Raw genomic sequence first — 14,634 nt, 5'->3', positions numbered from 1 at the left:
TCTTATGCAAGATACACGAGACATAGTGGTTCTGATGAAAGACGGTGATGAAGCCGCTTTCAAGGAACTGTATACTGCCTATAGTCCGGGTATCTTTTCGTTAGGGTATAAGGTACTGAAAAACCGGGAATGGGCAGAGGAAGTGGTGCAGGAGACTTTTCTGAAATTATGGATACATCGGGAAGAGGTGGATACAGAAAAGTCGTTATGGCCTTACCTGTATGTTATCGGCAAACGGATATGCTTTAATAAATTGCGTGATCTCAAATATGATCAGAGAGCGGTTAAAGAATTGTATCTGAATATCGTATTGGCAGAGGAAGATAACAAAGTCCATTATAACGAACTACAGTCTTTGTTGAACGGGGCCGTGGCACAGCTTTCGGAAAGACAGCGCTTGGTCTGGAAGATGAGTCGGGAAGAAGGCTTTACACACCAACAGATTGCCGATGAACTGGGGCTGTCGACCCATACCGTTAAAAATCATATTGTCCAAATATTAAAATTTCTCCGTAACGGACTAAAAAAATCCGATTACATCTACTTTTGGCTGTTTTTTTATTTTTTTTACTTTTTTCAATAGTCCCCTTTTAATTCTCGTGTGTACATAGAGTAGTTATAAACAAAAAATAAGTATTCTGTGCATAAAGAACGGTTTCATCACCTCATTGAAAAATACCTGAAAAACCAGATTTCGGAGTCAGAGCTGCAAGAATTGCTGGAAGGCATCGAAGAGCATGAGGACGATTTTTCAACCTCCATCGACCAGCTTGTCGATATAGAGGACAGTCCTGTATTTGATCAGGAGCGCGTCTATATGCAGCTTCTTGACAATAGGTATGAGCATGAGGGCCAAGATCGTTTTTATAAGCAGCCCACTCTATGGTGGAGTGCTGCAGCAGCGATTTTGGTATTGATTGCAGGAGCTTACTACACCATACGTTACAATCCTATTGCGCCCGTATCACCAGGCGAGGTGGTACAGCATAATCCGGTCGAACTGCCCGAAAACACAGATGCCATCTTGAAGCTGGCAGACGGTACAGCCATCGATTTTGACGACAGCACAGCATTCGGCTACAATCACGATGGTGTCGTATTGCAGAAGCTGGCCGATGGCTCTATCGCCATGTCGTTCGATGATAGCTATTCGCGCACGGCGAGAGCCAGTGAACAGTTTCACTTGGTCAGCACACCGAAAGGAACCTCTTTTTCATTGCAATTGCCGGATGGTTCTATCGTTTTCCTTAACTCCGATTCCAAGCTCTATATTCCAGCCGACTTTAATAAATCCACGCGAAACGTAAAGCTAATGGGAGAAGGATATTTTGAAGTTGCGCACAACCAAAACAGACCTTTTATTGTTCATGCTAAAAACACAGCAGTGCAAGTACTCGGTACACACTTCAATGTAAAGTCATATGCCGATCAAGCACAGGTACAGACCACGTTGCTGGAAGGATCGGTTCGGATCGATCATGAAAGTGATGAGATATTGCTTTATCCAGGCGAGCAGGCCATTTCGAGACATGGAAGAGGTGTAGTAAAGCAACGCGTGAATGTGCAGGAAATTATCGCTTGGAAAGATGGTTACTTTAGGTTCACTAATGCTTCTGTTCAGGAGATACTGGAAGATATCCAGCGCTGGTATGCTATTGAGGGGGTAGATTATGAATTCCGTTCCCAAGAGCGGTTTACAGGTGCGATAAAGCGGACGAGAAAACTAACAGAAGTGTTGGATAATATCGAGAAAATATCCAATATAAAATTCAAAATCGTGGAAGGGAGGATCATCGTAATGAAATAAAACGACTAAAAAAAAACGGAAGCGCTGCCACGCTTCCGCATCATGTACATGGATAAAATACATTCTTAACAGTAAATTATTTACCAAATACTTTTCAAATGTATCACATTTTTACTATTAATTCACTCTTTTCCAGAGCGGAATTATATAAATACTTGTTAATTATGAAATTGGTTTCTTTACTATTGCTCGGAACCATGATGCACGCAAGTGCATCCACATTCGGACAGAAGATTTCCATTACTGTAAAACAAGCCAGCTTTCAGGATGTGTTAGTTGCCATTCAGAAGCAGACGAATTATGACTTTCTTTATAACAATGCACATATAAAGAATCTTCATAATTTAGACCTATCGGTCAAAAACAAAGACCTTACTGAAGTCTTGAATACCGTGCTGACACCTAATGGCCTTGTCTACGCGCTCGAAAACAATATTGTTTTAATCAAACCAAAAGAAGAACTTGATCGAAGCGTTGTGGCGGTGCAACAAGCCGTTGACGGATATGTCAGAGACGAAAATGGCCGACCGGTTGCCGGTGCTACTGTTGCTTTAGTCAACAGTAACCTGGCTATAGCGACAGACGATAAGGGTTATTTCAGCTTACCTGTTCCGGTTCAATCGGGAAGTATCTTAATCACTGCTGTTGGTTTTGAAGCACAACAGTTGAACTTTCAGCAAGGGCAGACCATCAACGTCACCCTGCAGATGTCCTTAAGTGATCTGGATGAGGTCGTGATCGTCGGTTACGGCGTACAGAAAAAAGCAAACCTAACGGGGGCAGTGGCGCAGATCAACGCCGATGAAATTGCACTTCGACCAGACGCCAATATTGCGTCGACATTGCAGGGATTAATGCCCGGACTGAACATACAGATCAATACCGGAGACCCAACCGCTACACCGGATATCAACGTGCGGGGTTTTAACTCCATCAATGGTGGATCACCTCTTGTGCTCATTGATGGGATAGAAGGTAACATTACACGTGTTAATCCGAACGATATCGAAAGTGTCACGGTGTTGAAAGATGCGGCTTCTGCCGCTATTTATGGTGCACGAGGTTCCTTCGGTGTCATTCTCATTACCACCAAGCAAGGTAAAGCGGGCGACATGAAGGTAGATTATACCAATAACTTTGGATGGACGACGCCCACTACGCGAACAGACTATCTGTCCGATCCCTATGTGTATGGCAAAACGGTCGATGCAGCAATCTACGGTTACAACGGAACGAGCTATACGGGGTATAACGAGATGGACTGGCAAGCCATTAAGATGGTAGCGAACGGAGAAATTGAGCCGTTTCATGAGTTGCAACCCGATGGTACATATAAGTTTTTCTATAACACCGATTGGTGGGATTATCAATTCAAGCAATATCAACCCTCTAACTTTCATAATATTGCGGTATCCGGCGGTTCGGAAAAGTTGAAAGGCTACCTTTCGGGACGTGTATATAACCGTGAAACCATCAATAAGATTGCAGATGACGGTGATATGGACCGTTACAATATCAAGACCAACCTGACTTTTTCGCCAAATAAATGGTTGGAAATCTCCAATAATATCCAATTCATTAATGAGTATGATAAGGAGTATGGGGGCTTCCGAAACGGCTATGGTGGATTGTGGAGTACGACATCGTGGTACAATCTTTTTGCGTTTTATCCTACACATGTCAATGGTATTGCGGCCGATATCGGTCCGGGTGGAACAGGTGGACAAGGAGGACAGGCGGCGATGGAAGCACGTACCAACTGGCAGACATTCAATACCGAAGAACTGACCAATACATTCCGCGTGAAGGTCACTCCGCTGGAAGGACTGGAGTTCAACCTGGACTATAGCCATCGGTTTGATAACACGGGACGTACTGCCCGGTTTAATGAATTTGAGTACTTGTCCGGAAGCAAACTGGACTTTCTCACGGCGGGTATCAATCGCCTGAGTGAATACCGCTGGAAAGATAAATATAAAGCCTTTAACGTCTACGGTACGTATCAGCGTACAGTGGCCAGTGACCACAATTTCAAATTGTTATTGGGTTACAACCAAGAAGAGTTTGATCGCGATCGTGTATTAGCACGGATGGATGGATTGCTGATCCGGGATTTGGCTAACCTATCCTTAGGAACGGAGATGTATAGCATAGAAGGCTCGACCTTAGATTGGGCGGTTCAAGGTTATTTCGGTCGTTTCAACTATGACTATAAAAACAAATACCTTTTGGAGGTGAATGCCCGTTATGACGGTTCATCACGCTTCCCGACCGAAAGCCGTTGGGGACTCTTCCCTTCGGTATCAGTGGGTTGGCAGATGGATCGAGAAAATTTCTGGGAACCGATCCGCCCGTATGTCACTTCACTTAAATTGAGAGGATCTTACGGCCGCTTGGGTAACCAGACGGTAGACGTCAATACCTTCAAAGAGCTCATGAATGTCGGACAGATGGACTGGTTGGATGGCGGCAAAAGGTTTGTCTATGCCGATGCACCAAATCCATTGCCGAAAGTCGTAACCTGGGAAACGACGCAAAGTTTGGATATTGGCGCAGATATAGGTGTACTCCATAACCGGTTGTTCGTAAATTTTGACTGGTACCGTAAAGTAACCGATGGCATGTACCTGCCCGGTGCGCCGTTGCCTTCTGTATTTGGTGCAGCGGAGCCAAAGGAAAACTACGCCGCGTTGCGCAATAATGGATTTGAGCTTGGCGTGAGCTACCGCAATAAATTCGATGTCGCCGGTTCGCCGTTAAATTTCAGTGTTTCGGCAAACGTCTCCAACTTCCGCGGTTATATTACCCGGTACGATAATCCGGAAGGACTCATGAGTACCTATTGGGAAGGCCAGCGCCTTGGTGAGATATGGGGTTATAAAGTAGACGGGCAGTTCCAGTCGGATGCGGAAGCCAAAGCCTATATGGAGAGTTTTACAAATCCAGCGAGTTCGCTTGGCGAGGTGTACAACTACGAAATGAATATTGCACAGAATACCGAGTGGATCGGTCTTAAGGCGGGAGATATCAAATACCTGGATACGGATGATGATGGTCGTATCGACAAGGGCAGTTATACCTTGGAGGATCATGGTGATCTTATGCCGATAGGCAATGCGATGCCACAATTCCCATTTGGGTTGAATATGTCGGCCAACTGGAAGAACTTTGACCTGTCTGTAGCGGTAGCGGGGGTAGGACAACAGCATTGGTACCCCACGGGAGATCTTTATTGGGGACCTTACGCGCGCCCTTATCTCTCCTTTATCCGTAAGGATCTGATCGATAATGCCTGGCGGCCGGATAAACCGCAAAACACCTATCCACAGATCTATCGGGGATATGTTGCATTGGGCAGTGAACGCTCGCTGTACGAAATGAACGATTACTACCTGGAGAACGTAGCTTTCATGCGTGTTAAAAATCTAACCGTAGGTTATACTATTCCACAGAAATGGACCCAACGGGCAAAGATCGACCGGCTTCGGGTGTTCTTCAGTGGAGAGAATATGTTTACCTGGGCATTTGGTGGATTGACAAAATACATTGACCCTGAGCAAGCGGGTTCAGCTGTTAGTTTTTCCCGACCGGGTGATGCTGTAAAGCGGGCAGATCTGCGCGATTATCCCATGGGTAAAACCTTCTCTTTCGGCGTCAATTTAAGTTTATAATGTACCGTTTTGTGATGTATCGAATCATGAAACCTCAAAAAGATATAGACACTATGAAATATTTAAAATTAGGAGCGGCTTTGGTAGCGTTATTGAGCTTTTCCTCCTGTGAGCGGGACTTTCTCGATCGCCCGGCAGAAGATCAGGTCGAAGCTGAATTTTTCTTTAATACCGCGAAAGACCTTGAAGTGGGTACTAATAATTTTTATAGGATATTACCGACTTCGGGTGTGTATACCGATGACGCCTCATCGGACAATATTGTTCCTTTAACTATAGCGGACCGTGTACGTGGTAATCGGATTACACCAACGGCCAAAGGTACAGGCGGTTGGAACTGGGATCGTCTACGAGAAATCAATTATTTTCTCGCAAATTACCATAAGGTAGACGATGCTGCTGCGAAAGCCCATTATGGCGGTGTAGCGCGTTTTTTTCGCGCGTATTTTTATTTTGATAAAGTCCAACGGTTTGGCGCCGTGCCTTGGTACAGTAAAGTGCTGAGTGCGAATGATCCCGACTTATACAAGGCGCGTGATTCGCGTGAGCTGGTGATGGACTCCGTTATGAAAGATATCAATTTTGCAGTGGAAAATATTCCGGAGGAGAAACAACTCAATCGTATCACGAAATATACCGCCTTGTTGCTTAAAGCACGTATCGGGTTATATGAAGGAACCTTCCGCAAGTACCACGGCATAGACGGTTATGAGCCTTTTCTTGAGGCAGCGGTGGATGCCGCGGCTGCTTTAATCGGAACCAACGCGTATACAATCTTCACCACAGGCGGCCCGACGAAAGCCTATCGGGAATTGTTTGCGCGTGATAATCAAGATATGACAGAGACTATTCTGGCGGCAGATTTTGAGAAGGGTATCGTTACCCATAATTTGGGGTATACCATGACATCGCCCACGTATGGTGCCTGGGGAATTCCGAAAGATCTCATCAATTCATATTTGATGGCGGACGGCTCTCGTTTTACCGATCGGCCGAACTATGAGACTATCGGTTATTCTGAGGAAATGTTAAACCGGGATCCGCGGCTGACACAGACGACTGCGGGACCCAATTTTCAAGTGTATGGGTCGACGACGAATGAACCAGTTAATCTGAATATCACCACCACCGGATATCGGGTGATCAAAGCCTTGGGAAGCCGTGATCAATGGGTGACCAATAGTGCATACAATGATATTATTATTTTTCGCTATGCGGAAGCTCTATTGATCCTGGCCGAAGCGAAAGCGGAGCTCGGTACCTTGACACAACCCGATCTGAACCGGACGATCAATGTATTGCGCTCACGCGTGAATATGGGTCCATTGGATATGGCACAGGCCAATGCCAATCCAGATCCTTATCAGGAAGCGCTATACCCCAACGTGGATCAGGGAGCCAATAAAGGTGTGATCTTAGAAATACGTCGGGAGAGACGGATCGAGCTGTTCAATGAAGGCCATCGTTGGGACGATCTGATGCGGTGGAAAGCCGGTAAGAAGCTCGAGCAACCGATGGTTGGCATATACTTTCCCGGTGTAGGTGCTTACGACTTTACCGGAGACGGGAATGCGGATGTGTTTGTGCATACCGGAAGTACGAATGGAGCACCTTCGACAGTGACCTCCTTTATCAATATACAGCAAAGGACACTGCGGGATCCGCAAACAGGGCAGCAAGCTGCTTCAAAAGGAAATTTGGATCCTTTCCCACTGGGTGGAATATTTGACGATGAAGAGGATAAGGATTATTATTATCCGATTCCGAAAGAAGATCTTCGGTTGAATGAACAATTAGAACAAAACTCTGGATGGGAGGAAAAATGATGATACAGAAACTATTCCTTCTAACGTTTATAGCGCTTTCGCTGAGTTGCACACCGTCGGAAAAAACGAAGCCCGATACCGATCCGGAAGAGGTTGAAGTGCCGGATCGATTGAAATTAGGTTACTCGCTTGGTGCGCAGGGATTTACTAACGAAAAACTTCAGCATGCAAAAGCCGTTGGTATCGACTATGTGGAAGTATCGGGTACGAGTGCATTTTTCAACAATAACCGTGAAATTTCCAAAACCGATGCGGAGCTTAAAAGCATCTTTGCGAATGTGTTGGCGGTGACCGAAACGGCGGGCATAAAGGTGAACTCCATACATATGGTTGCGGACGCCTACATGGATCTGTCTACGATTATCGAGGCAGATCGTCAGAAAGTCGTTGCGGGCCATATCCAGCTGTTGGATTATATTAAGGTATTGAAACCGACCTATATCCTTTTTCATCCGAGTTATTACCTGGATCCACCTAATCAACGGGAACAACGGAAGAGCCAACTGTTGAAGTCGCTGAATGAACTGAATGCAGCGGTACAGGCGATCGGTTCTACCTTGGTTGTCGAGAATATGCTTGGCCCGGAATTGATGGCAGGCGACCGTGAGCGACCGTTGATGCGTAATATCGAAGAGTGTAAGGAAATCATGGACAGACTACCACAAAACATTGGACTGGCTGTAGATATGTGCCATATTGACAATCCCGAGTTGTTGATCAGGGCACTTGGAAGCCAATTGAAGACCGTACATGTCTCCGATGGAACAGGCCGGGCGGAAAACCATTATTTTCCATGCTCTGGTCAAGGAGACAACGATTGGAATGCTATACTCAAGGCACTGGACGATGTGGGTTATACGGGAGTTTTTCTTTACGAGTGTGCTTACGATGATGAAAGAGACCTGGTCAATTGTTATAATACACTGTATGAAAATTATGTAAAATCTTTAAAAAAATAGTTATGAAATATCTATTTGTTAACCGAAATTTCATCCGACAGGTAAGCATGGCGTTGCTGTGCATGCTGGTCGTGGTGGGCTGTAAGAAAGAAGCTGAACCTTTTGAGGAAGTCTTTATGGTCGGTTCGGATTATGTCGAAGCGACGAGTGCAGGAGGAACGTATACGTTTGATCTGCTGACCAATTTGGATTATGAGGTGAGCACAGACGTGGACTGGATAACCTTAGCTGAGGAAGCAGGGACAAAAGGCAAGAAGAAAATCGCTTTTACGGTTCCTAAGAACGAGGACGAGGAGCGATCGGGTGTAGTTACGGTACGCGTCAACGACGAATTGGCCCGGGATATTTTAGTTATTCAGGAAGCTGGTACGGTAAGTGTGTTTTATGTCAAGTCAGGAGCAAGTGGGAATGGTCGTTCCTGGGCCACCGCGACAGATTTGCAAACTGCACTGAATCAGGCAACAAGTGGCAGTGAAATACATATTGCTGCGGGTACCTATGTACCGACCAAGCCGTTGACCGGGGCAGGCAGCAGTGACGAGGCAGACCGGACATTTGAGATCAGCAAAAATATCAAGATTGTCGGTGGATATCCGGCTGATGCGAATGAAGGGGCCGTTTCGGATCCGGACGCAAACCCAACTATATTCTCTGGTAAACTATCTTCCGGTATTGGCGTATTCCATGTGGTAGCTGTTACGGCACCCAAGGAGACCGATCAGCAGGTGGAGATCGAAGGCATCACGATCCGTGACGGCGATGGTACGGATATTGACGTAGATATTATGGTAAATGGTGTCGCCTATAGTCGAGGAAATGGTGCAGGGATGATTATCGGCGGTGCAAAAACTATTCTTCGAAAGGTTACCGTTACGGAAAATAAGACATCAAAACGACAGGGAGTAAAATCTGGAGTTGCTACAGGTATCTTTGCACAAGTTGGTGCCGAACTGTATATGTACGATTCTCATGTCGATAACAATACAGGCAGCGGAAACGGCGGTGGTTTGTATGTCGACAAATCCAATGCGTATGTCTTTAATTCCACGTTTAATAACAATACGACGGTAGGAACTGCTCCTGCGGTACACGGGTATCCAGATGCCAATATCTATATGTACAATTGCTCGATCAGTGGTAATAAAGGAACATCCTTTGGTGCTGCATTCTATGTACGTGAACGCTCCAAAGGTTATCTGGTCAACTGTGTTATCGATAATAATGAGAGTACTGGTACACACGGTGGAGGTGGCGTCATGTTATACAATAATAGCGAAGTTCACGTTATTAGTTCAACGATTACCGGAAACGATATTGCAGGACCCGGCGGGGGTATTTTTCGACAGTTGGGTACGAATAAGGTGACCATTATCAACTCTATTGTATCGGGTAACACCCAAAAGGCAGGTAGTAGCGATGTGGACGTTTATGAGTCAGGAGCTATACCCGAGCAGATACGGAATTCGATCATCGGTTCGGAGGTCTATAATGCCGGCGGTAGCAAAGTAACCGGGGAAACGTTTAATGCAACGACCATGCTGAATAGCAATTTCCTGCCTATCGGTGTGGATAATCCTGCGCTGACCTACGGTATGACCGGTGCGGAGCTTATCGGATTGGCACAACAGTATACCCCTGCATTGGATGCCTTGATTGCCAAGGATCGGAATCAAAAGGACCGAGGAGCCAAAACCACCATAGGAGCTTTGGTGGAATAAACTATTTGGAGTATGCTAAAAACGATTTTAATAGTATGTGTTTGTAGTCTTTTTACAGGACAGGTGTGGTGTGGGGAGAGGTCTCCCCACACCATTATGCTTGTCCTTGGCTCGGACAATCCGGAGATATTGACACATCGAACCGAAGTTGCTTATCGGTTGTACCGCTTGCAGCATTTCGATAAAGTCGTGGTCTCAGGGGGGTGTGCGGCACACGCATCGTCCATTTGTGAAGCGACAATGATGCACGATCAACTGGTCGCAAAAGGCGTTCCTTCGGAAATAATATATAAGGAAGAAAGCTCGAAGACAACCGTGCAGAATTATATCTTCAGCAGGGCGCTTAAAGATGCGCAGGGCGAATTGGTAATCCAGCCTAAAGATAGTCTCTACGTGGTTTCCGACCATTGGCACGCCATTGCGGTAGCTGCTCGCTTTGAGCGATACGATGGCGTGGTTGCGCAATTCTTTATCGAGGGAAACATCAAACCGAAAGCCACCGATATGTTGGACTACGGCAAGATTTTTACCGGAGAAGAGGACAATGAAACATTTGTGCTACGAGGCCTGTGGCCTACACCGGATGCGGTAATGGACGTAGCGGGAAAGAAACATTATTTCTTTGGCAAACACGTGTACGTACAGGAGAGCAATACAACATACCAATGGAAACCATTAACGGTTCTTTTTCCGAATCTCCCGCAGGGCTGGCAAGTCGGTGTGGATGAAATTGTGGCAGATCGCGAAAACAAACGTTGGATTATTATCAAGGATTCGAGTTATGGCATCATTCCCTTTTCAAATGGCCGGCAACAGGTAGTACCTATGCCATTAAGTCATTTGGTAAAAGGATTGCCAATTTCTCCATCGGATAAAGCCGTCGACGCGGCCTATATCGTAGGAAACGAACTCTATGTATTTAGCAACCAAGAAATATACGTAGCAAAGCGTAAAAAAGGAAAGCCCTTTGAAGTCGTGAGTTCGCTGACCATAGCCGATGTATTCCCCATGTATCCTTTTGGATGGGGTAAAGTAAACCCTTCGGCAGCTTATTACGACAGTCGTACGAAAACACTGTTGCTCTACAAAAACAGAGAGGTTCTTAACATAGTGGATAAACAGATCGTGGAAGGTTATCCGAAGCGATTGAAACTGAAATGGCCTGTTAACAATAAATAACTAAAAACTTTATGAAAAAGAATTTTTTAATCTATATATCCGTTTTTCTTGCATCTGTCTTTTTTGTAGGATGCGATAAATATGAAGGTGAGGGTACGCAGCTACCTGCTCCCATTGAAAATAACCAGAGTAATACCGATCTCGTTGAGTTATTGGAGAGCACCAATTGGGTAACGACGGAAGTTGCGCCGGGTATCGTCTGGAAGTATTATCATTTTACCAACCTGCTGGGATCGAGACAGTATGTGACCCTATTTGATATCGATCTCAATGATCCGGATATCAAAATCGAAATACCCTATGTCACTTCTGGTTTTTTGAAAACAAGTGCGGCGGCCGAGCAAAAGGATGCTGACGTTGCTTTTAACGGTAGTTACTTCAATACATCGACAGGAGGCTCTACCGTCTATTTTAAAACAGGGGGGAATGTCATTAATCAGACGCGGTCAGGATTTAATCCCTATCGGGAAAATGGCGCCTTTACGCTTTCCAGTACCGGAAAAGCCGAAATTGTCCAAAAGCCATCCGGCGGTTGGGGCGTTGTGGGTGCGGCAAATGTCCTTGCCGGCGGTCCCTTATTGATTGTGAACGGAGAGAAAGTCTTGCAACAGAATGTGGAGTTTAATATCAACCGACACCCCCGTACCGTTATGGGACTGACAGGGGATAATCACCTTCTTGCTGTCGTCGTTGACGGGCGTTCTCGGGAATCGCAAGGGCTGTCGACGATTGACCTATCCGAACTGATGTTCGCATTGGGTTGTGTATCGGCAGTCAACATGGACGGCGGCGGATCATCGACAGCTTGGGTAAAAGGAGAGGGAGTCGTGAACCATCCGACAGACAATGGAAAGTTTGATCATGAAGGCGAAAGGGGAGTGGCTACGGTATTTACCGTAAAAGCGCAGTAAAATCAATTAAAGGGACGGCTATATCGCCGTCCCTATTTTATTCCCACTCTCACCCCTGCATAGAAATTGCGGCCTGCTGCAGGGTTGAAGTACCTTCCTCCAAACGCATTGATATCATTTCCAAGACTGTATCGTTCGTCGAGCAGATTATCGCCTCCGGCGAAGACATGCAGTGTCATCCGCTTGATCTGGGGCAACGCAACGTTTAGCTTCGCCTGTAGCAGATGATACTTTGCCGCAAAAACCGTATTCCCATCATCCAACGGAAGGTCAGACATAAAGTAGTGCTGTATGTTTAACGCATAGCGTTGCCACAACCGGACCTGCAATGCATTGGACCAGGTCCATTCCGGTACCGCAGTCATCTTGTTACCACTATAATCTTTATCATCTACCTGGTATTCCCCAAAGCGATAGTGCTGATAAGCCGCAGCAGATTGTACCGATAAAGCACGTAATACACCGGTGGTTCTCGGGGTTAGCACGTTCGCCCATACGCTTATTTCTACTCCCTTTTGTTTCATTCCGCCGGCATTGACATAATAGTCTTCGCCCAGTTCGTTGACGCGACGGACGATTCCGTTCTGCATATTGTATCGATAGGCCGTAAGGTCTATCAACAATTTTTGGGCAGCGAGGGCATATCTGAATCCGGTTTCGATGTTCACGCCCGTCTCGGCCTGCAGGTCTGTATTGATGATCCGGTCGGAAGGACGTATCTCTTCCAGTGTGGGCGTCGAGTAACCTTTAGCTACAGACGCCCGCCAAGTGAAGTTGTCGCTAAAAGCGTAAGACGTCGCTATCCGGGGCATCCAGATGCCCGCAAAATCGATAGTCCCTTTGGGATCGGCCACTACCGGGAAATCTTCCACATAATGGATCGTATTCTTATTGTACCCAATAGATCCTTCGATAGTCCACCTATCCCATAAACGGGCCATTGCTCGATAGAAAACGTTGAGCTGAAAATTGTCCAATCGGTCTTCGTCCTGAGTAGCCCCCGGCGTCCCTTTCTCGTTGTCGTAATTTTTTCTTTCATTCCATCCCCAGTAAGCCTCGGTACCGACCTGCATCTGCCAGGCAACATCAATTCCGTCCTTATGCCAGGAAAAGTATGTGCGGGTACCTAGATTTTTTTCGTTCCGGAATTCATAATTGGTAATGAAAGGGTTTTCAAAATCAGTGTTCGAGCCGAACAGGCTAACGGTATGTGACAGGTTTTCTTTGATCTGTGCGGTGTGTGTTATCCCTACGATTGCCGTTTTGTTGTAGATTGCGGCTTGCTGTTCTTTAGCGCCTGGATTTGGGCCCGCTGCTGGTCTCGACATTTTAGAATTTTCGTCGAATTGCGCTTGGGTAAGTCCCCCGGGTGTCTGATAATCCAGATCGGTATACAGGGCAAACAGACGGAGCTGGTTTTTGGGAGAATATTGCCATTGGTGTGCCGTTTGGAACGTCTTGCGGTGCAAAGCGGTTTGGTCCCGATAGCCGTCCGAACGCAGGAAAGACTGGTCGAAGGAGAACTGGTATTTGTCGGAAATTTTCTGCTGAAAGGACAGCTGTTCCTGAAACAGGCCGAACGAACCTCCAGTGAGCAGGACGTCCAGATTGTCCTGTACCGCTCCAAACCCTTTGGGATCGATCTGAATGATGCCACCCGAGTTGGCACCGAATAGCGAGCCATCGGGACCTTTAATGACGGTCAGTGAAGCGATGCCGTAAGGATCCAACAGGTTGAGGTAGGTGTTCCCGCCCGCATCGGTCAGCGGAAATTCGTCAATATATATCTTTGTATTGCGGATACCGAAAGGCGAGCGTATGAGACTCCCGCGCATGGCCAGTCGATAAGATCCCGGTGAGCGCTCTTCCATCCGGATACCCGGAACGGTATTGAGGGCGGAGGTCAGTGTACCTGTGCTCTGTTGTTGAAGGACATGGTCGGATATAATGTGGGTGGAAGAGGTGACACTCATCAGTGGCTGTTGCAGAAAATAAACTTTGACCTGAACAGGTTGCAGGTTGATCTGTGCACTATCTGCAGAAGACTGGCTGTACAGCGGATGGGATAGAAGCAGGCCTGCCACACATCCCAAGGCAAGGCTTAACGTATTGTTTAAAAAAGGAATATGCATAAGTGCAGGCTAAAGTAGCTATAAGTTCTGAGAATATATCTTCGTATAAAAAATGTTATAAAGTTCCATAATTTTTGTTAACTTAATTGGCTTTATATTGTTTAATAGGGTAATAGGCTTTAAAACTTATAGCATATGATTGTAAAACATGAAACAACAGAAACAAAAGGTGCTTTCATTGCCTTGGAAGACAACAAAAAGATAGGGGAGATGGTCTACTCTTCGGCAGGGAACGATAAGATTATTATCGAACATACTGAAGTTCACCCCGATGAAAAAGGGAAGGGCGTGGGCCGTGTGTTATTGGATAAGGCCGTTGAATATGCGCGGGATAATGAGATAAAAATCGTGCCGCTATGCCCTTACGCCAAATCGATGTTTGACAGAGATGTCAATATCCGGGATGTGCTGGGTTAAAAAAGGATGAAAAT

The 14,634-nt window shown here is 46.1% G+C and carries 10 protein-coding genes; 9 read left to right on the top strand and 1 reads right to left on the bottom strand.

Annotated elements, in window-relative coordinates; genetic code table 11:
• Positions 1 to 4 precede the first annotated feature (4 nt).
• From G5B30_RS09035 to G5B30_RS09000, 8 genes are all read left to right on the top strand, one after another.
• Positions 5 to 583 (top strand): RNA polymerase sigma factor, encoded by a 579-nt coding sequence (locus tag G5B30_RS09035; RefSeq protein WP_165319660.1) that lies wholly within the window; start codon positions 5 to 7, stop codon positions 581 to 583.
• Positions 584 to 640: 57 nt separating this feature from the next.
• Entirely contained in the window at positions 641 to 1,807 is a 1,167-nt protein-coding gene (locus tag G5B30_RS17550; RefSeq protein ID WP_165319659.1) for a FecR family protein, read from the top strand.
• A gap of 197 nt (positions 1,808 to 2,004) precedes the next feature.
• Complete coding sequence (locus G5B30_RS09025; RefSeq protein ID WP_240903163.1) at positions 2,005 to 5,478, top strand: TonB-dependent receptor; 3,474 nt, start codon at positions 2,005 to 2,007, stop codon at positions 5,476 to 5,478.
• Between the two features lie 53 nt (positions 5,479 to 5,531).
• A complete protein-coding gene (locus G5B30_RS09020) occupies positions 5,532 to 7,304 on the top strand; it encodes a RagB/SusD family nutrient uptake outer membrane protein (protein ID WP_165319658.1) in 1,773 nt (590 codons plus the stop codon).
• Complete coding sequence (locus G5B30_RS09015) at positions 7,301 to 8,263, top strand: sugar phosphate isomerase/epimerase family protein (protein WP_165319657.1); 963 nt, start codon at positions 7,301 to 7,303, stop codon at positions 8,261 to 8,263. The genes G5B30_RS09020 and G5B30_RS09015 overlap by 4 nt, the downstream gene beginning before the upstream one ends.
• 2 nt (positions 8,264 to 8,265) lie before the next feature.
• Complete coding sequence (locus G5B30_RS09010; protein WP_165319656.1) at positions 8,266 to 9,981, top strand: BACON domain-containing protein; 1,716 nt, start codon at positions 8,266 to 8,268, stop codon at positions 9,979 to 9,981.
• 12 nt (positions 9,982 to 9,993) lie between these two features.
• Positions 9,994 to 11,160 carry an ElyC/SanA/YdcF family protein gene (locus G5B30_RS09005; RefSeq protein WP_165319655.1) on the top strand — a complete coding sequence of 389 codons (1,167 nt, stop codon included), beginning with the start codon at positions 9,994 to 9,996 and terminating at the stop codon, positions 11,158 to 11,160.
• A gap of 11 nt (positions 11,161 to 11,171) precedes the next feature.
• Positions 11,172 to 12,071, top strand: coding sequence for a phosphodiester glycosidase family protein (locus G5B30_RS09000; RefSeq protein WP_165319654.1), 900 nt, complete (start codon positions 11,172 to 11,174; stop codon positions 12,069 to 12,071).
• 32 nt (positions 12,072 to 12,103) lie between these two features.
• Here G5B30_RS09000 and G5B30_RS08995 read toward each other — a convergent pair whose 3' ends face one another.
• Positions 12,104 to 14,203 (bottom strand): TonB-dependent receptor, encoded by a 2,100-nt coding sequence (locus tag G5B30_RS08995; protein ID WP_165319653.1) that lies wholly within the window; start codon positions 14,201 to 14,203, stop codon positions 12,104 to 12,106.
• Positions 14,204 to 14,338: 135 nt separating this feature from the next.
• On the opposite strand from G5B30_RS08995, the gene G5B30_RS08990 reads away from it, so the two are divergent.
• Positions 14,339 to 14,620, top strand: coding sequence for a GNAT family N-acetyltransferase (locus tag G5B30_RS08990; protein ID WP_165319652.1), 282 nt, complete (start codon positions 14,339 to 14,341; stop codon positions 14,618 to 14,620).
• Positions 14,621 to 14,634 lie beyond the last annotated feature (14 nt).

The organism is Sphingobacterium sp. SGG-5 (assembly GCF_011043525.1).
Lineage (GTDB): Bacteria > Bacteroidota > Bacteroidia > Sphingobacteriales > Sphingobacteriaceae > Sphingobacterium.
The sequence above is the reverse complement of the archived record's forward strand: the minus strand, read 5'-3'. Positions and strand labels throughout refer to the sequence as shown.